The 18885-nt window shown below is 34.0% G+C and carries 15 protein-coding genes, 1 tRNA gene, 1 pseudogene and 1 riboswitch; of the genes and pseudogenes, 7 read left to right on the plus strand and 10 right to left on the minus strand.

The features are described from left to right. Positions 1–107: 107 nt before the first annotated feature. A riboswitch (SAM riboswitch) is annotated at positions 108–214 on the plus strand. A gap of 120 nt (positions 215–334) precedes the next feature. The 5 genes from thiS to AB8U03_RS02145 all read left to right on the plus strand — a co-directional run bounded on the left by thiS (position 335) and on the right by AB8U03_RS02145 (position 5424). After that, positions 335–550 (plus strand): sulfur carrier protein ThiS, encoded by a 216-nt coding sequence (gene thiS / locus AB8U03_RS02125; RefSeq protein ID WP_369702876.1) that lies wholly within the window; start codon positions 335–337, stop codon positions 548–550. Next, complete coding sequence (locus AB8U03_RS02130; RefSeq protein ID WP_369702877.1) at positions 540–1361, plus strand: HesA/MoeB/ThiF family protein; 822 nt, start codon at positions 540–542, stop codon at positions 1359–1361. The genes thiS and AB8U03_RS02130 overlap by 11 nt, the downstream gene beginning before the upstream one ends. A gap of 13 nt (positions 1362–1374) precedes the next feature. Continuing rightward, a complete protein-coding gene (locus AB8U03_RS02135) occupies positions 1375–1785 on the plus strand; it encodes a M67 family metallopeptidase (protein ID WP_369702878.1) in 411 nt (136 codons plus the stop codon). A gap of 15 nt (positions 1786–1800) precedes the next feature. Then, complete coding sequence (locus AB8U03_RS02140) at positions 1801–4125, plus strand: sulfurtransferase TusA family protein (protein ID WP_369702879.1); 2325 nt, start codon at positions 1801–1803, stop codon at positions 4123–4125. Between the two features lie 69 nt (positions 4126–4194). Further along, positions 4195–5424: an O-acetylhomoserine aminocarboxypropyltransferase/cysteine synthase family protein gene (locus AB8U03_RS02145; RefSeq protein ID WP_369702880.1), complete on the plus strand. Its 1230-nt coding sequence runs from the start codon at positions 4195–4197 to the stop codon at positions 5422–5424. A 70-nt stretch (positions 5425–5494) separates the two neighbouring features. Here AB8U03_RS02145 and AB8U03_RS02150 read toward each other — a convergent pair whose 3' ends face one another. Together AB8U03_RS02150 and AB8U03_RS02155 are read right to left on the minus strand one after the other, a co-directional pair. Then, a complete protein-coding gene (locus AB8U03_RS02150; protein WP_369702881.1) occupies positions 5495–6376 on the minus strand; it encodes a glycyl-radical enzyme activating protein in 882 nt (293 codons plus the stop codon). A gap of 12 nt (positions 6377–6388) precedes the next feature. After that, a complete protein-coding gene (locus tag AB8U03_RS02155; protein WP_369702882.1) occupies positions 6389–8761 on the minus strand; it encodes a glycyl radical protein in 2373 nt (790 codons plus the stop codon). Between the two features lie 101 nt (positions 8762–8862). Between AB8U03_RS02155 and AB8U03_RS02160 the strand changes: the two are divergent. Then, positions 8863–9207: pseudogene (locus tag AB8U03_RS02160) on the plus strand (hypothetical protein); the annotation flags it as partial. 287 nt (positions 9208–9494) lie between these two features. Here the strand turns inward: AB8U03_RS02160 and AB8U03_RS02165 are convergent. The 8 genes from AB8U03_RS02165 to AB8U03_RS02200 form a co-directional block, all read right to left on the minus strand. Beyond that, entirely contained in the window at positions 9495–10175 is a 681-nt protein-coding gene (locus tag AB8U03_RS02165) for a GntR family transcriptional regulator (RefSeq protein WP_369702883.1), read from the minus strand. Positions 10176–10222: 47 nt separating this feature from the next. Next, a complete protein-coding gene (locus AB8U03_RS02170; protein ID WP_369702884.1) occupies positions 10223–11125 on the minus strand; it encodes an MBL fold metallo-hydrolase in 903 nt (300 codons plus the stop codon). A gap of 576 nt (positions 11126–11701) precedes the next feature. Beyond that, positions 11702–11887: an H-type small acid-soluble spore protein gene (locus AB8U03_RS02175; RefSeq protein ID WP_369702885.1), complete on the minus strand. Its 186-nt coding sequence runs from the start codon at positions 11885–11887 to the stop codon at positions 11702–11704. A 214-nt stretch (positions 11888–12101) separates the two neighbouring features. Further along, positions 12102–12198: transfer RNA gene (locus AB8U03_RS02180), tRNA-Sec, on the minus strand. Positions 12199–12357: 159 nt separating this feature from the next. Continuing rightward, positions 12358–14265, minus strand: a complete 1908-nt coding sequence (gene selB / locus AB8U03_RS02185) for a selenocysteine-specific translation elongation factor (RefSeq protein ID WP_369702886.1) — start codon at positions 14263–14265, stop codon at positions 12358–12360. An 81-nt stretch (positions 14266–14346) separates the two neighbouring features. Next, positions 14347–15735, minus strand: a complete 1389-nt coding sequence (gene selA, locus AB8U03_RS02190) for an L-seryl-tRNA(Sec) selenium transferase (protein ID WP_369702887.1) — start codon at positions 15733–15735, stop codon at positions 14347–14349. 29 nt (positions 15736–15764) lie between these two features. Further along, positions 15765–16799 carry a selenide, water dikinase SelD gene (gene selD / locus AB8U03_RS02195; RefSeq protein ID WP_369702888.1) on the minus strand — a complete coding sequence of 345 codons (1035 nt, stop codon included), beginning with the start codon at positions 16797–16799 and terminating at the stop codon, positions 15765–15767. A gap of 63 nt (positions 16800–16862) precedes the next feature. After that, the gene (locus tag AB8U03_RS02200) at positions 16863–17483 is read right to left on the minus strand and encodes a helix-hairpin-helix domain-containing protein (protein ID WP_369702889.1); all 621 of its coding nucleotides are present in this window, start codon (positions 17481–17483) and stop codon (positions 16863–16865) included. 145 nt (positions 17484–17628) lie between these two features. On the opposite strand from AB8U03_RS02200, the gene AB8U03_RS02205 reads away from it, so the two are divergent. Then, positions 17629–18843 (plus strand): serine hydrolase, encoded by a 1215-nt coding sequence (locus AB8U03_RS02205; protein ID WP_369702890.1) that lies wholly within the window; start codon positions 17629–17631, stop codon positions 18841–18843. Positions 18844–18885: the final 42 nt, after the last annotated feature.

An 18885-nucleotide genomic window follows, 5' to 3' on the forward strand; every position in this document is an offset into this window, starting at 1 on the left:
TAGTACAATAACTTTTTAAATAACTTTTCAAATTTTTGTGATTGAAAAAAGAAAATTATTGACAAGATTATTTTAAGTGTGTTAGTATTTAATCAATTAAATATTCATTCTTATCAAGAGAGGCAGAGGGACTGGCCCTATGATGCCCGGCAACCTGATTATTTTCAAAGGTGCCAATTCCAGCGGGTTATATAATTTGCCTGAAAGATGAGAAACTTAAAAAAAGAGCTTTCTTGTAAATTGTACCAGGAAGTTTTTATTTTTGTTTAAATTTTTATACTGTGTGTAAATTCTTTTTTCCAAAATGGTTAAAAGATTAAATAAGGAGGGTATCATGAAAGTAACAATCAATGGAAAAGATAAAGACATAAAGGAGGGATTAACTGTAACAGAAATTTTAAAAATCGAAGATGTGGAAATGCCGGACATGGTTTCCGTACAGCTAAACGATGAATTCATAGACAGGGCCAAATTTGGCAGTACTATTTTAAAAGGAAACGACAAAATAGATTTTCTGTACTTTATGGGAGGTGGAAGCAGTGGATTTTAGTGAGGAGCAGATAGAAAGATATTCAAGGCACATAATTCTGTCCGAAGTAGGTGTGGAAGGTCAGGAAAAACTTTTAAACTCCAAAATCCTCATTATAGGTACAGGCGGTCTGGGAGCCCCTGCTGCCATGTATCTGGCTGCTGCAGGCATAGGAACCATAGGTCTTGTAGATGGAGACGTAGTGGATCTTTCAAATCTTCAAAGGCAGATAATCCATAAGACAAAGGATGTGGGAAAACCCAAAGTTCAGTCCGGAAAAGAAACCATAAATGAATTGAATCCAGACGTACATGTAATAACGTATAATGAGCTTGTAAATTCCAGCAATATTCTGGACATCATAAAAGATCAGGACTATGATTTTATAATAGATGGTACAGATAATTTTCCTGCCAAATTTCTAATAAACGATGCCTGTGTACTTTCCAAAAAACCATTTTCCCATGGAGGAATAATAAGATTTCAGGGACAGCTCACCACATATATACCTGACAACGGTACTCCCTGCTACAGGTGTATTTTTCAATCGCCACCTCCCGCAGGAGTTGTTCCAACCTGCAAGGAAGCAGGTGTTCTGGGTGTAATGGGCGGAATCATAGGATCACTTCAGGCAACAGAAGCACTCAAGTATATACTTAAAATCGGCAGCACTCTTGCAGGATATCTTTTGACTTATAATTCACTTACCATGGAATTTAGAAAAATAAAGGTATCCAAAAACAAAAACTGTGGAATATGCGGTAAGCACCCTACAATAAAAAAACTGATAGATTACGAACAGGCAGCTTGTGATCTCAAGACGGTAAATTGAGCAGGTGATAATTATGATATATATAGACAAATTGCAATATAAAAGAATTTTGAAACAGGCCAGGGATGAATTTCCCAATGAATGCTGCGGTTATCTTGGAGGACTGAATTCCGGAAAAGACATTTTTATTAAAAAAGTATACTCTTTGACAAATACAGATCACAGCAGCGAGCATTTTTCCATGGATCCCGCCCAACAGTTCAAAGCTGTAAAGCTCATGAGAAGTGAAAATTTCAACATGATTGGCAATTATCATTCTCATCCTTATTCACCTTCCAGGCCATCTGAAGAAGATAAAAGACTTGCTTTTGATGACAAAATATTGTACGGAATTTTATCTCTTGAAAAAGAGGATCCGGTATTTAATTTGTTTAGAGTTGACAAAGACAAAAATGTTGAAAAGCTTGAATATAAAATAATTTAACGAGGAGTGAGATATATGATAAATATAAGTGAAGATCATTATAAATCCATAGAAGACATAAAAGAAAAATCACACCAGTATTTAAATAATGCAATAGATCCTGTGAGATTTAAGGCTTTTAGAGTTTCCATGGGTGTATACGAGCAGCGAAAAAAGGAAACCTACATGGTGAGAACCAGAATACCTGGAGGAGTCATAACTTTAAAACAATTCAAACGTATAAGTGAACTTGCAGAAAAATATTCAAAAGGTAAATTGAAATTCACTTCCAGACAGGACATTCAATTTCAAAGTGTGGATTTAAAAGATGCCTATCCAATAATAAATTCGCTTATAGAAGTAGGTATAATAACAAAAGGTACCGGTGGAAATACTGTCCGAAATGTGGAGTGCTCTCCCCTTTCAGGTGTTTCAATAGATGACGTCTTTGATGTGACACCCTATGTAAAGGCAGCCACCAATTACCTCATAAAGGATCCCACTACTATGAACATGCCCAGGAAATACAAGATAGCTTTCTCTAATACCTCAAAAGATACAGGCAATGCAACCATATCGGATCTGGGATTTATTGCAAAAATAGTAGATGGTAAAAGGGGCTTTGAGGTGTATGGAGCGGGCGGATTTGGCGGAAGCCCGAGAGTTGCTTTAAAATTAAGTGATTTCATACCTGCGGATGAAATACTATACTATATACAGGGCCTTAAAAATGTGTTTGAAGCCGAAGGAGACAGGACCAATAAAAATAAGGCCAGAATAAGATTCATACTCATGAGACTGGGTGAAAAAAAATTTGTTGAAAAATTAGACGGGGAAATAAACAAACTAAAGGAAAAAGGCGGTCTCAACATCCAGGTGGATGAAAATGAATTTATACTGAACCCTGATGTCAAAATCGTTCGGGATGCAAAAGTGAATGAAAAATTTAAGAATATATTATTTCCACAAAAACAGGAGGGCTACTATTCCGTCTATGTTCATCCTCAAAGCGGAAATTTAAAAGTCGACCACTTAAATAAAGTACTTGATTTCATAGAAAAATTAGATTATGAAATATCCATCAGGGTCACAAATACTCAGGGATTTTTTATAAGAGATTTAAAGAAAAAAGATGCTGAAAATCTTATAGAAATAACAGGCTGCTTTACTTCCATATACAACATATATAACTCTGTAACCTGCGTGGGCGCTTCCACCTGCCAGCTTGGATTATGTCTTTCACAAAATCTGTTAAAAGCCATAAAGAAGAAATTTGAGGGTGCATCACCTGAAATAAAAGCTACACTTCCAAGATTATTTATATCAGGCTGCCCAAATTCCTGCGCTCAGCACGAAAAAGGAGCTCTGGGCCTTCACGGCAGAGCTAAACGAACAAAAAACGGCCTGATTCCAATGTACTCCATATCCTTTGGAGGAAAAGTGGGATCAAATATAGCCAGAATGGGAGATACTTACGGAGATGTACCTGCAAAGAAAGTTCCCCTGTTCATCCATGAACTTGCAGAACTAAAAGTGAATTCCGGATACGAAGATTTTTATGATTTTCTGGATAACAGATCATCGGATATAAAAGCTCTCATAAATAAGTACACCGATGTGGATAAATTTGTTGAGGAAGCGGATATTTACTTTGATTTTGGAGCTTGCGAAAAATTTTCATTAAAGGGTCGTGGACCTGGAGAATGCAGTTCCGGTGTAATGGATGTTATAAGACTGGATTTATCGAATGCTAAATCTTCCCTTGAAAGATATAAAGACACAAAACAAAATTCCGATTTGTATTCTTCTGCATTATCCTCAGCACGAACCCTTCTTGTACTCAAAGGAGTGGATTCCAACAAAGACAGAGAGATATTTGAGGAATTCAACAAGAATTTTATAGAGACAGGCTATGTTAAATCCTCAATTAAAAAGCTTTTTCAGGATCTCATAGACTACAAAATAGACGGTACAAACGATATATCAGGCAAAGCTTCGGAAGTGGAATATCTGTACAACAAAGTGGATGCCATGTATAGATCCTTAAATGGAAAACTGGAAATAACCCTTCCAAAAGAAGAGAATGTGCAGCTAAACTCCCATAATAACGAAACCAACGGCCATGATAAAATTGGAAATCTTAAAATTGTGGATTTAAGAGGAGTAAAATGTCCTATAAATTTTGTAAAGGTAAAAGTTGAACTTTCCAAAGTAAAATCTGGACAAAAGGTAGGATTTTATTTAGATGACGGAGATCCTATAAACAATGTTCCCCAAAGTGTAAAAAAGGAGGGCCACGAAGTAATTTTTACAGATACAAATTATGAGGGTCACAATTTATTGGTTATACAAAAAAAATAACATTAAGTCAATGAGGGGTGGTATGATCATTACACACCATCCTTCAAATAAATTATTGGGAGTGAAACAATGAAATTCAATACTAAACTCATACATGGAAATTTAAAAATTGATGAAACTGGAGCCACCAACACCCCCATATACCTTTCAAATGCCTATGCTCATAATAGTGCGGAAAAGCTTGAAGATATATTCAGCGGCAGGGCCGTTGGATATGCCTACACGAGAATATCCAATCCTACAGTTATTTCTTTTGAAAGAAGGATGACCAGCATAGAAGATGGCATGGTAGCAACATCTGCAGCATCCGGCATGAGTGCCATTTACCTTGCCATAATGAATACAGTTCAACCTGGGGATGAAATAGTTGCATCAAGCGCCCTTTATGGAGGTACATATACTTTAATAAGAAATTTAAAATCTTTTGGAATAAAAATAAAATTTTTAGATGAGATGAACGAAAAATCTTTAAATGAAGCAATAACTAAAGATACCAAGTTGGTATTTACAGAAACCATGGGAAATCCAAAACTGGATGTCCTTGATATAGAACCTGTTTCAAGGATTTGTAAAATCAACAACATTATCTTAATAATAGATTCCACCATGACAACTCCTTATCTCATAAAGCCTCTTCAATATGGAGCTGATATTGTAATACATTCTACTTCAAAATATATAAATGGAACATCAAACTCCATAGGTGGAATTATAATTGACGGAGGAAGCAGTAAATATTCCAATATAAAATACAATAATTTTAAACCTTATATTGAAAAATTCGGCAGCATGGCATTTACAGCTAAGCTAAAGGATACAGTAGGCAGAGATATTGGCTCCCCCCTATCACCTTTTAATGCATTTTTAAATCTCACAGGGCTAGAGACACTATCTCTAAGAATGAAGGAACATTGCAAAAATGCACTGGTTGTTGCTAAATATCTAGATGACAATAAAAAAGTGTCCCAGGTAAATTACGCTGGTCTTAAAAGTTCCAGATATTATAATTTAATTGAAAAATACTACAAAAATGGAGCAGGTGGTATTTTGACCTTTAGACTAGGTAGCAAAGAAAAAGCCTTTAAGTTTTTAAATAATTTAAAACTCATATTAAACCTTACAAATATAGGTGATACTAAATCAATAATAATTCATCCTTCCTCTACCATATGTTCTAATAATACTGAAGAAGAAAAAATACAAATGGGTGTATATGATGATTTACTCAGATTATCTGTAGGGATAGAAGATTCAGAGGATATAATAGAAGATATAGAACAAGCTCTAAAAGCTGTTTAACATTGCATAATATTATATATAAAAAAGTATAGCTGCAAATTTTTATTCCCAGTTATACCTTTTTTTATTTCTACTTATAATCCACTATCTCTACACCCACATCATAAATCCACTTTTTTACCTTTTTTATTTCTTCTTGTGAAGGTGTATCAAATGTATGTTTAAATCTATCCCATCCAATTGTTTCATACTTACTTTCTCCAAGATTGTGGTAGGGAAGTATTTCCATTTTTCCACAGGGCACATGTTTCTTTACATATTTCGCTGCTGATACAATATTTTCTTCAGTATCATTTATCCCTTTTACAAGTGGAATTCTGACTACCACAGGTTTGTTGAGTTCACCTATTTTCTTTATATTTTCAAGTATTATACTGTTATCCACTCCTGTCAGCTCTCTGTGCCTTTTTCCATCCATGTGTTTTATATCCACAAAAATAAAATCAAGTTCTTCAAATATATGCTTCAGTTCATCCCATGTAAAATAACCACTGGTTTCAATGGCCATATCAATGCCATATTTTTTAAATTCACTTGTAAGTGCGCGTAAAAAATCCTGCTGAAAGGTTGCCTCTCCTCCTGAGAAAGTTACTCCTCCATTGGATTCCCTGAAAAAAATCATGTCTTTTTTAACCACATCAACAACTTCTTTTACAGACATCTTTGTCCCCATAATTTTTCTTGCTCCCACAGGACATACCTCGGTGCACCTGCCACAGGCACTGCATTTCTTCTGTGCTGTAGGACATATTTCAACACATCTGCCGCAACCTATGCATTTTTCCTTAAATAGGGCCAATTGGGGATCAATGGTCCAGGTTTCCGGATTGCAGCACCATTTGCATCTTAGAGGACATCCTGATAAAAAAATAGTAGTACGTATGCCCTCTCCATCATTGACGGAAAAGCCCTGTATCTGGGACACATATCCCTTTTCCTCTGAATTTCTCATGTTAATACCTCTTTACACACTTTCATGCTCAGTTCTTGCAATAATTGCTTCCTGAACTTCTTTTGACAGATTTACAAATTGAGTGCTGTATCCTGCAACACGAACCAGTAGATCTTTGTATTCTTCAGGTGATTTCTGGGCCTTACGCAATATTTCATTGGACACAGTATTGAACTGAACATGAAATGCTCCCAATGAAAAGTATGCCCGAATCATCGATGCCAGATTTCTAAGTCCTCTATCCGATTTCAAAAAATCAGGTGACAATCTCAGATTCAGCAATGTACCACCAGTATGTACATCATGATTGACTTTTGCAGCTGATTTCATTGCACCCAGCGGAGTGCTCACATCACTGCCTGCAAATGGAGATACCCCCTCTGTCAGAGGTGTTGTTGCCTTTCTTCCGCAGGGTGTTGCACCTATTACCTTTCCTGTAGGTATGTAGTTGGAAATTCCCATAAACGCAGAATTAAATCTTGATCCGAAAATATCCTTATATTTTCTTATCTCATTATAGTAAAAGTCAGAAATTTCTACAGCAATGAAATCTACATAATTATTATCATTGCCATATTTAGGTACACCCAATGCCTTCTTTCTGAGAGTTTCATATCCGTCCCAATTTGCATCCATGGCTCTATTCAATTCTTCAAGAGTTGTAATTTTTTCTTGAAAAACCAGTTTACGTATAACTGCCAGGGAATTAGACACAACCCCTAATCCTATTCCAGTCAAAACCGGCCCTATGTTGTATTTGGCCCCGCCTTTACTCAAATCCATTCCTTTTTCCATACAGCCATCGACACAAGTAGACAAAAATGGTCTCGGCACCATCTCTTTGTGCAGCTCTTGTGCTGTAATTGTACCAATTACAGTGTGCTTGATTAAATTTGCAAGCTGCTTTAAAAATGCATTTTTTACTTTTTCATAACTTGTAAAACTGGATACATTTTTCTCCTCTAATCCCATGCTCTCACCGGTAAGTCTGCTTTTGCCCTTATTCAAAGCATATTCAAGTGCTGCTGCAAAATTGATATTTGCTGCAGATGTCCACTGACCTGTTTTTCTAAAATGAGGCACTACACACCCACAATTGCTCCAATCCCTTGCATCTTCAGGTTCATATCCTGCCTGAAGAAGCATTTGTGAACCGGTCTGATCATTATGGATTGCGGGAAATCCTGTGCCTCCCTTCACTAATTTGCATACTTCCATGAGAAACTCTTCCGTACAATTTGGATGTATTCTCACACTTAAACCTGGTTGATGGGTTTTTACACTTTGTGTTGCATGGAGGCATATATATGACAAATCATTTACAGCATCACTGCCATCTCTTTTTCTTCCACCAACTGTCAGGTTCTGAAACTGGTTGTATCCTGCAAAATAACTTGCTGTGTTAGAGGAGATTGTCCACACCCATTCTGATAATTTAATCCACAGTGCCTCCACTAATTCCTGGACATTGTCTTTTGTTGTTCTACCTGCTTTAATATCATCTTCATAATAAGGGTACATATACTGATCAAATCTTCCCAGATTAAGTGCCAGTGGATTTTCAGAAATTATGCTTCCAAGTTGCACAAACCATACAAACTGAATTGCTTCATAAAATGTTTCAGGTGGATTTTCAGGTACTTTTCTACATATTCTTGCTATTTCCAATAATTCTTGTTTTCTAACTGTATTGATTTCATTTTTCGACATATTTTCGGCTCTGTCACCATAACGATTTGCAAATCTTATAATACCTTCAGCTGCAATTTTTACAGATCTGTAGAAATCTATTTTTTCACTATTTTCAAGAGAAGTTGCTTCTAAATTTTTCAAGTTTTCTTCAGCTTCTCTTTTAATTTTTCCATATCCTTTCACGAACAATACATCTTGATAATCTGGAGTAATTTCTCCCGCTGCCTGTCTCCATTTTGAATCATTGTCAATTATACCCGTATCAATTAATATTTTTCCAGTATCTTCAGGCACTCTCTTCAAAAAGTTCTCTTCCAGTGATTTCCCTTTCCAGTAAGGGAAAATTTCCTTACGTATGAATTGTTTTTGCTCCTCTGTAATAACATATGGATCCTGTGGTCTCTTATCAAAAGTATCCATTTCCCTGTCTACCCACTGCCATGAAAACTCCGGAGTCAATATACCTGTTCTTCTAAACTTTCCTGCAGTACCAACAATCAGTTCATCCTTGAATATATTTACGGGAAGATTTTCACATGCATCTCGGAAGGCCTTTGCCCTTCTAATTGATATTGCTTCGCCTTCAGTAGTTTTATGGGATTCAGTCCAGATTCTTGCCCTTTCATAACAAATAGACGGTTTTGAATTTATATAATCCTGTCTAAATTCTTCAATTCTTTTACTGATACTCACCTCACACTGCCTCCTTTTATTTTTAAAATATTTATGTATATTATATATTGTATACAATATACATGTCAATAAAATATAAAATTAAGAACTGTTTGGAAATAACATTTGAAAGAGTTGGTCAAGTTTTGGTTACATGCGTAGTATTAATATCTAATGATTTCAATATTAATACAATTTCTTTATGGTCCCTATGGTTACTTGTCTCTTTTATTCTAATGTTAATTTATGAGATTTCTTGGATTAGATATTTTTCAGGTGAACACACAGTAAAGGATTTCTATTGCAGTTTTTGTGGCATTCCTGTACCTGGTGCGAGTCTGCCTGTCATAGCTTTTTTGCTATTGAACATTTATGGAAAGGTTATCTGGCTTATAATATCAATCATCATATTAAGTATAGGTCATATTGGGATACATTTGCAACATTACCTGTACTCCAATTTATAAACACATATAGTTAGAAATAATAAATATCAGGTAATGGTAAAAGATATAATGATGAACTTGAACGACAGTTCAGAGAAAAACAGAAAAGGATAGGCGATCTGGAAGAATCAGTTGATATATTAAAAAGCTGCAGCTATCTTTGCCTGTGAAGCGGAATCACTTCTCAATCTTATCTAAAAGCGAATCAAAGGAAGTCATTTATGAACTTCCCTTAAAAATTTATATATTATCAATATTTATTTAAAACAAAGCCTTATATTTAAAATACCTTCCGTATTGCTGTATTGCTATTCATTCCTTTTGTTTAAATAAGATACAAGCGTAGCGGATGCATTTTCCAGATGCTGTTTTATAAACTCAACAGCCTTTTCTGTATTTCTTTCTTTACAGGCATTGAATATGTTATAGTGTTCTTGCTGTGATTTTTTTTCAAAATTCATAAGATCCAGATATATGCGAATATACCTTGCTACATTAACATGCAAATTATTTATGATGGATAAAAGTCTTGGACGGTTCGCCGGCAGATACAAGCATGAATGAAATTCCCAGTTAAGTTCAAGCCACTTGTTGGCATCTGGAGCACTGTCAATTTCCATTAATATTTTTTCAGCACGTTTCAAGTCCTCCTCATTTAAATTTATAATGGAAAGTCTTATGGCACCAATTTCTAAAAATGATCTGATCTCATATATTTCCTGAACTTCACTGGCACTTAATTCAGAAATAATAGCCCCCTTATTGGGATACTGTTTTACGAGCCCTTCTGCTTCAAGTTGTTTCAAGGCTTCACGCACAGGAATCCTACTCATTCCAAATTGTTTTGCAATATCAGCCTGTATAAGCTGTTCGCCTGCCTTCAGCTGTCCCTTTAAAATAGATGTGCGCAGTACATCTGCTACAACCGCCGCAGTAGTTCTTCTATGCTTTAATTGTTCCGATAAGTTTTCATTAATATTAATAATCATATTAAAATTGTATATTTTATACTATTCAAAGTCAAGAGCATGTTCAGTTAAAGGGACGTACTTTTTGAATATTTAAGAAATCCATTATCCATATTTAGCTTTATAATTCCTGTTTCATTCAAATATTCAACATAGGACTTCAACATTCTCTCTATAAAAGTATATTTATATTTGTCATTTACTCGAATCTTAAAATTTTTTATAACAGACTTCATGATGTCTTCCATTGTCATAGAGCCTTCTATGGCATCACATACTTTTTCTGCTCTATTTTTATAGAAATTCATATTATCGGATATAAGTTTTGTAATATCATCATACATTCCTTTGTGTGCCACTATATATTTGCTGTATTTTAAATCATAAAGCTTCCTCTTACTTTTTAGATCCTCTGTAAGTATATAGGCATATGGCATTTTAGCACCTTCCATAACCTCATAACTTATAAGACAATCTCCCAAATATGCAACATCATCGGGAGTAATAATACATATATGTGCCGGGCTATGTCCAGGTGTATGAAGAATTTTAAATTCAACATCACACACACATACTGCATTCTGGTCATTTAAAATCATAATGTCTGTTTCGCAAACCATATGTCCAAAATGCTCCTTGACATCTGACAGTGTTTGACTGTTGTAATAAAGCTTCAGATTGATTGCAGAACTGCAAATAAGAGATTCATAAGCTGACATAGCAATAGTACACCCATATTTTTTCTTCAAATACGCATTATTTCCCACATGATCTATATGGGCATGGGTACATATTATACCTGCTACTTTAAAATTGTTTCTTTCCAATAGCTCACTTATTCCTTCTCTCTCTCCCTTTGCCCATCCTGAATCCAACATGATAATTTCTTCATCATTGATTTTATAAAAAGGTATGTATGTCATTCCAGTATCAATACAAAATGTATTTCTCCTTACTTTTTTTATTTCCATATATTATCTTTAGTAACAAAGTGCATACCAAGTTCACAAAGCCACTAAATACTCACTTCCCTTCTTTTATGCTCTTTTATATGTACTAAATGTTCATAGCTGTACATATAAGCTTGCAATTTTTAAGCAATATAAAAATTATAACATCAATACTTTCAATTTCAATAGTTAAATCTTATTTTCCTTACTAATCTACTTTTTTCTCATTATAAAAAATTTCAAAAAACAAAACAAAACTCCAGCTTATTTTTAAGTTGGAGTTTTTATATTTATACAAGTAGAATAATACTAATTTAACAAAGGATCTATATTTCCTTTATTTTATTATATAAGATTTTCTTTCTAGTGGTTACAAAGTAGAACCCAAAAGAATACCAGCTTCATTTATCGGTCAAAATTAGTAATTATTGCAAAATAAGATTCTAATATAAAAACAGAAGCTCCGGTTTGTGCTGGAGTTTTTACTTATTAATTCTCGTAGATAATCTGAGAATTCATTAAATAAAAATTTTTATAAATACAGAATATACAAAATTCCAAACACGGCTGTAAATGCCCACAATACCCAATATAAAATCATTCCTTCAAATCTACAATATCTACATTAAGATGTTTATTTGTATTTAGATCTTTCACTTGTATCCTACCATCTTTATTCGTACCTATACCTTCAAGCCATACAGGATTATTTTTATATTTTACTTCTATAGTTCCTGTAGATTGAAGTATCTCTTCTAATCTTATCTTATCCAAATTTATCATCTCCTAATATATAGTTTTTTTAAATTATATTTTTTTATACCTCCTTAATGCAAAACTTGAAGATTTGTGGTAAGCGATATTCGGGATGCATAAACTGTGGTCAGTATTGAACAATATATTTAAATAAAAACTCATGTCGTCAAATGCAAAATTCTTCAAAATAAAAAAGCCTTAAAAGAATTTCATAAATTCTTCTAAAGCTTGTGATATCAATTGGCGGGAATATGTGGGAATCGAACCCACCCGTCGTGGTCTTAGCACGGCAACACGGTTTTGAAGACCGGCAGGCACACCAGCACCTATCTACCCCCATTGAATTACATGTAATATTATAAGTTAAATGTGCTTATAATGTCAATGAATTAATATAATGCCCCATATAACATAAATTTATATCACTTATTAGTATTTTGTATACATGCTTTTAACTAGCAATATGAGCTTAATATGACAATATATACAATATGCCTTTAATAAAGCACTCTTTTATCCTCAAGCCTTTTTGTAAGTCTTATTCCATCAAAATGTTCCATGAGCATCATGGCATATTTTCTGCTGGTGTTTAATTCATCTCTAAACTGTCCAAGAGATATGCTGCCATTGCTCTTTATAAAATCTATTACAATCTTTTTGGCTCTTTCATAATCTTCAGCTAAAAACCAGCAATCTTCCGCAACTTTTACTATATCCCCTTTATCCACAACAGACTCAAACACCATTTCAAAATTCTTTTTATCATTACAGTTATTTTCTAATTCTAAATATTTAGGTGGGATAAATCCACTGTTGCTAAATTTTCTTAGTATATTGTCCTTAATTTTAATTTGAGCTTCACTATATTTTACCTTAAAGTCCCTTAGGAAAATAAAGCTTCCATAAAGATCTATCTTGTTTTCATCTTTTAAAAGCTCTATTATACAATCATATATTTTTTGCTTTATTTTGCTCCCGAATACTTTATTTTTAATTTCCTCTTTAGACATTCCCATTTTCAGAGGATTTTTACGATGAAATTCTTTTAAAATATTTTCCAAAGTTTTAATTTTATCATTTAAAAAATCCTGGTGAATATATACAGGTTTATCTCCTTTATTCAATAATATTATAGATTTATTTTTTATTAGCTTTTCCAGCTCATTTTGTATATTATCATCATTTTTGCCCATTGCCTTCAATATTTCTTCTTTTTGAGGATACTTGCCACTCAAATTTTTAATGGTATTTTCAATTATACCTTCTGTTTTTCCGCTTTCTTTTAATCTCAACTCCTTTATATATTGTTCATTGAACCTTTTTGCCTTTTGGGCGGCAGGTTCTATTATTGTTCCTCCACCTAGGGTATGCATGGGGGAATAACTTCTTATAACAAATCTATCCTTTCTCTGAGCCGTAAGTTGCTTTTCCAGCCTAAGTTGAATATAAGCTTCTTCCCCAGGATTTACCTTTTCTTTATCAAGTATTACCACCCTGCATATAATTTCATTTGTACCATGATATAACCTTACTCTCTGCCTATTTTCCAAGGGCTTGGATGCACTTTTTAAATAATATAATTTACAATCTACCATAAGAGACGGTTCCATAAAATTTTCTACAGATATAACATCCCCTCTTTTTACATTGTTAGTTTTTACATTGGATATATTTATTGCACATCTTTCACCAGCTTCAGCTTCCACTACCTGCTGTTCGTGTACCTGTATACCTCTAACCTTACAGGTCGTTTTAGAAGGATATATCTGTACATTTTGTCCTTCTTTAATTTTTCCACTAATTACAGTCCCAGTTACAACAGTCCCAAATCCACTTACTGAAAACACTCTGTCCACAGGCAGTCTGAAATGTCCCTCTATATCCCTGGCAGATACATCTTCAGTAAGCCTATCTACATCTTTTACTAAATCATCCAGTCCAATCCTTGTTTTAGAAGAAACTTGATGAATAGGAACATCTTCTAAAAAGGTTCCTTTAAATTCCTTTCTTACATCCTCCACTACCATTTCCAGCCAATCTCTATCTACTAAATCTATTTTTGTAATGACAATAATGCCCTTGTTCACATTTAATAATTGGAGTATCTCAAAATGCTCTCTTGTTTGAGGCATTATTCCCTCATCAGCTGCAATTACCATAAGCACCAGATCTATTCCGCTTACTCCTGCCAACATATTTTTTATAAATTTTTCATGTCCTGGTACATCTATAATCCCTGCTCTTTTTCCCGACGGTAAATCAAAAAATGTAAATCCAAGATCTATGGATATTCCCCTTTCCTTTTCCTCTTTTAAATTATCTGTTTCTCTTCCCGTTAAAGCTTTTATAAGTGTAGTTTTCCCATGATCTATGTGTCCCGCCGTTCCTATTACAACGTGCTGCATATAAAATCCCCTCCAAATTTAACCATATAAATAAGTTATCACTAATACTATCAAATGATTCTCAGGTGCGGTGGAGTCTGTTCATTCGGATAAATTCACAAACGCATCTACTAAAGTATTAAAATCCCTGTCAAATATAGTTCTTAAATCCATTATAACTTCATCCTTAGCTATACGTACAATTATGGGTAAAGGTGCTTCTCTAAATTTTTTATCAATTTCTTCCGGTGATATTTTATTATTCTTAACTTTAATTACATAAGTAGGTATTTCTTCCCCCGGCATAGATCCGCCTCCCACCATGGAATAATCTTTTTCTACAGTAAATTTAAAGGTGTGGATTTTACTTTCCAGCTTTTCTTTTAAAATCTGTGCTCTATTCTTCTGTCGGTTGCTGCTGCTGAGCAACATATGAAGAGTTGGTATATTTTTTACCGCTTCTTTTTCATCCAGATAATATCTAAGTGTTCCCTCAAGAGCCGCAAGAGTCATTTTATCCACCCTCAAGGCCCTTGTAAGTTGATTTTTCTTCATTTCATCTATATACTTTTTTTTACCTACAATTATACCTGCCTGAGGTCCCCCAAGCATTTTATCTCCGCTAAAAGTCACCACATCTATTCCGCTTTTTACACTCTCTTGTACAGTTGGTTCATGGGTGAATCCATATTTAGAAAAATCTATTAAAGTTCCGCTTCCTATATCTTCAATCACAGGGACTCTTTTTTCTACTGAAAGTTTACACAGCTCTTCTAAAGACACTTCTTGTGAAAAGCCAATTATCTTAAAATTTGAAGTATGTACTTTGAGAAATACTCCTGTATTTTCATTTACTGCACTTTCATAATCTTCAATATGTGTTCTGTTAGTGGAGCCAACCTCTACAAGGTTGGCTCCACTAAACTTCATAACTTCAGGTATTCTAAAAGAACCCCCGATTTCCACAAGTTGCCCACGGGATACTATAGCTTCCCTTCCATTGCAGAGTGTATTTAAAGCCAACATCACTGCAGCGGCATTGTTATTTACAACCAGTGAGGCTTCTGCCCCCGTAATCCTTTTAAGTATTTCCTCCACATGTTTATACCTAGAACCCCTGCTGCCATTTTCTAAATTATATTCCAAATTACTATAGTTATTAGCTACAGTAATTACATTGTCCAGAGCATTTTCACTTAAAATGGATCTTCCCAAATTAGTATGTATAATAACTCCTGTAGCATTTATTACATTTTTAAAATTTGATTGTTTTTTTATTTCAACCCTGCGCTTAAAATCCTCAAGTATTTCTCTTTCTGAAAAATCTTTTATTTCTCCCTTTAGAATAACGTCTCTATAAAAATTTATTGATTCTCTAAGTGATTCAATTACAATTATTCTCATGGTTTTAGCTAATTCCAGTTTTACAATTTGTTCATTTAAAAGTTCATCCATTTTAGGAAGTTTTCTCAGCAACTGATTTTTCTCCATATTATATCCCTCCTCTACAATTTAATTAATTACTGAACTACTACATATTTTTCTCCCTTTAAAGGTACAATTTCACCTATTACAGAAGGTGTAATTTGAAGCTGTGACAGCTCACTCATAGCTTTTTCAGTTTCTTCTTTAGAACAGGTCAATAAAAGTCCTCCAGAAGTTTGAGGATCAAATAATATATCTTCCATCCATTCCGGAATACCTTTTATACTGTATTTACCTTCAATATATTTTCTATTTTTATATGCCCCTGCTGGAATAATGCCCATCTTTGCATATTCTTCTGCTTCCCTTATATATGGAATTTTATCTCCATATAATTTTATTGTTACATTGGATGCAGATGCCATTTCATACCCATGCCCCATAATTCCAAAACCAGTTACATCTGTACAAGCAGTTATATTATACTTAGTTATTATTTCCCCTGCGTATTTATTTAGAGTTGACATAATCTTAACTGCTTTGCCATAGGCCTCTTTAGATGCAATGCCGCCTTTTATGGCAGTGCTTATTATGCCTGTTCCCAGAGGCTTAGTCAATATAACCCTATCCCCTACTTTACAGCCGTAATTTCTAAGCACCTTATCAGGATGCACTATTCCCATAACAGACAATCCATATTTGGGCTCATTGTCATCAACTGTATGACCACCTACCACCACTGCACCAGCTTCAATAACCTTGTCAGCTCCACCTTTTAGTATTTCTCCGAGTACCTCTATTGGAAGACAGGAAGGAAAACAAACTATATTAAGTGCCACCGTAGGCTTTCCCCCCATGGCATATATATCACTGAGAGAATTTGCTGCAGCTATCTGTCCAAAAGTATAGGGATCATCTACTACCGGAGTAAAAAAGTCTAGAGTTTGAATTACTGCTGTTTCGTTATTCAATTTATAAACCGCTGCATCATCTGAAGTTTCTATTCCAACCATTAAATTTTTATTTTCCATCTTAGGCAATTTATCTAATATTTTTGAAAGAGTCCCCGGCTCTATTTTTGCAGCTCACCCAGAAGTCCTTGTAAGTTCCGTTAATTTTTTATATGTCATAATACCACCCCCGTTCTTTCTCTATAATTATATAATATCTTACACCATTTTTGAATAAACAATCTATCTTATATCTATTTTATCTCTAATCTTATCCAAAGTCTTATCTCCTATTCTATCTACTTTTTTTAAATCTTCAACAGAGGAAAAATCTCCATTTTGTTCTCTATAATCTATTATTTTTTGCGCTGTTACATCCCCTACACCAGGTATAGTTTTCAGTTCTTCTTTAGACCCCCTGTTTATGTTTACTTTCCCATTTCCTTCTGTTTGACTGCCTGAAGAACCTGACATTGACTGAGTATTCACTTCATCTTTTGATATTTTGCTATCCACATATATATAATCTTCATCTTTTAATTTCTTAGCTAAATTTAATTTATAGCTGTCAGCTCCATCTGTAAATCCACCCGCTGCTTTTACTAAATTTTCCACCCTGCTGCTATCCTTCAATCTATACACTCCTGGATTTTTGACCTGGCCATTTATATAGACAGTTATTTCCTTGGCATAATTACTATCTTCAGCATTCTTATGAGTTTCAGCAGTATCTTGTTCACTGAATATATCCTTACTATTTTCATTGATTTCTACTGGCCTGGAATTGATATATCCCACTATTAAAAACAGAGAGAACACGGCAAGAATTATAATTGACCCTATTATCTTTTTCTTATTTTTCATTTTATCTCCTCTTTCAATATAAACTGTAATTTGCAATGAAATATATTTAAGTTTATAATTTAAATTATTGACAGATTTTAAAAAATTTTGTCACTTATATTATTTTTTGATATAATATTTAAAGATAACCTCAAAGGAGGAAAAAATGAAAAAAACAATTACATTTATATTACTGCTTTTGCTTATTTGTTCAGGCAACTCATATAATGTTTATGCTAAAGAAACACCTCCTTCTGTTTCAGCTGACAGCGCAGTTGTATTAGATGCGGCTACCGGACAATTACTATATTCCAAAAATCCTGATTCCGCTTATCCACCGGCATCCACCACTAAAATAATGACTGCCCTTTTAACACTGGAAAATACAAATTTAAATGACAAAGTAGTGATTGGCAAAAATCCACCAGCTGTAGAGGGAACTCGCTTGGGTCTTTACCCCGGTGAAGAAATGACTGTAAGGGATCTATTATATGGGCTATTACTGGCTTCTGATAACGATTGTGCAGAAGCATTGGCGGAACACATCAGTGGTTCAATGGATAAATTCGCAGTAAAAATGAATATCAGGGCAAAAAAACTGGGCGCAGAAAATACAAATTTCATCAATCCCACCGGATTGTTCAATGAAAATCATAAAACTTCTGCAAGGGATTTATCCCTTATAATGAGGGCACTATCCAAAATTCCTGAATATTCAAAAATTGCCACTACCTTGTCTTATACAATTCCGCCTACTAATAAATCTACGCAGCCAAGAACTGTATGGAATGAAAATAAGCTTGTACAAAAACAATCCATGTATTACTATAGTGGATGTGAAGGTGGTAAGACGGGTTATACTATTCAATCTCTTCACTCATATGTGGCAACAGCCACGAGAAATGGTGAAACACTGATTGTAGCTTTAGTTCATGATAAAAATAAAACTTTTTTCCCGGATTCAATATCTTTATTTAACTTCGGATTTAACAACTTTCAATTGGTAAAACTATATTCAAAGGGAGATGTAGTTACAACCTACAATAAAAATAAGCTTTCCGTTCCATTAATTGCAGCTTCTGACTTTTATTATGTAAAGGAAAAAGATGATAAATCCATTCCCAATTTAAAGTTAAAAAATGAAAATCTGTCCTTTAAACTTTTTAAAGCTGGAGATGTAGTAAATAAGGCCACTATATATTTTAAAGGAACGAATATAGGAGCATTAAACCTCTTAAGCGGAGTTAGTCACGATGAAAAACAAATATTGAATTCAGATATCATTGAGAACATGGTAATAAAAAATAAATATATAATTCCAGCTGCAATATTGTTTTTAGCTGCAATAGCTGTTTTTACTATAAAAAAATATATATTCTAAGTAAGAGAATTTTCCCAAGGACATAAATACCATACATAAGGT

It is taken from the genome of Clostridium moutaii, from assembly GCF_041205085.1.
Classification (GTDB): Bacteria; Bacillota; Clostridia; order Clostridiales; family Clostridiaceae; genus Clostridium_B; species Clostridium_B moutaii.

Coding starts and splice junctions, on each gene's coding strand:
- selA (WP_369702887.1), bottom strand. CDS start 15,735: ATGGAGAAAAATCAGTTGCTGAGAAAACTTCCTAAAATGGATGAACTT.
- AB8U03_RS02165 (WP_369702883.1), bottom strand. CDS start 10,175: ATGATTATTAATATTAATGAAAACTTATCGGAACAATTAAAGCATAGA.
- AB8U03_RS02200 (WP_369702889.1), bottom strand. CDS start 17,483: ATGAAAAATAAGAAAAAGATAATAGGGTCAATTATAATTCTTGCCGTG.
- AB8U03_RS02170 (WP_369702884.1), bottom strand. CDS start 11,125: ATGGAAATAAAAAAAGTAAGGAGAAATACATTTTGTATTGATACTGGA.
- AB8U03_RS02140 (WP_369702879.1), top strand. CDS start 1,801: ATGATAAATATAAGTGAAGATCATTATAAATCCATAGAAGACATAAAA.
- thiS (WP_369702876.1), top strand. CDS start 335: ATGAAAGTAACAATCAATGGAAAAGATAAAGACATAAAGGAGGGATTA.
- AB8U03_RS02205 (WP_369702890.1), top strand. CDS start 17,629: ATGAAAAAAACAATTACATTTATATTACTGCTTTTGCTTATTTGTTCA.
- AB8U03_RS02135 (WP_369702878.1), top strand. CDS start 1,375: ATGATATATATAGACAAATTGCAATATAAAAGAATTTTGAAACAGGCC.
- AB8U03_RS02175 (WP_369702885.1), bottom strand. CDS start 11,887: ATGATAAATTTGGATAAGATAAGATTAGAAGAGATACTTCAATCTACA.
- AB8U03_RS02145 (WP_369702880.1), top strand. CDS start 4,195: ATGAAATTCAATACTAAACTCATACATGGAAATTTAAAAATTGATGAA.
- selB (WP_369702886.1), bottom strand. CDS start 14,265: ATGCAGCACGTTGTAATAGGAACGGCGGGACACATAGATCATGGGAAA.
- AB8U03_RS02150 (WP_369702881.1), bottom strand. CDS start 6,376: ATGAGAAATTCAGAGGAAAAGGGATATGTGTCCCAGATACAGGGCTTT.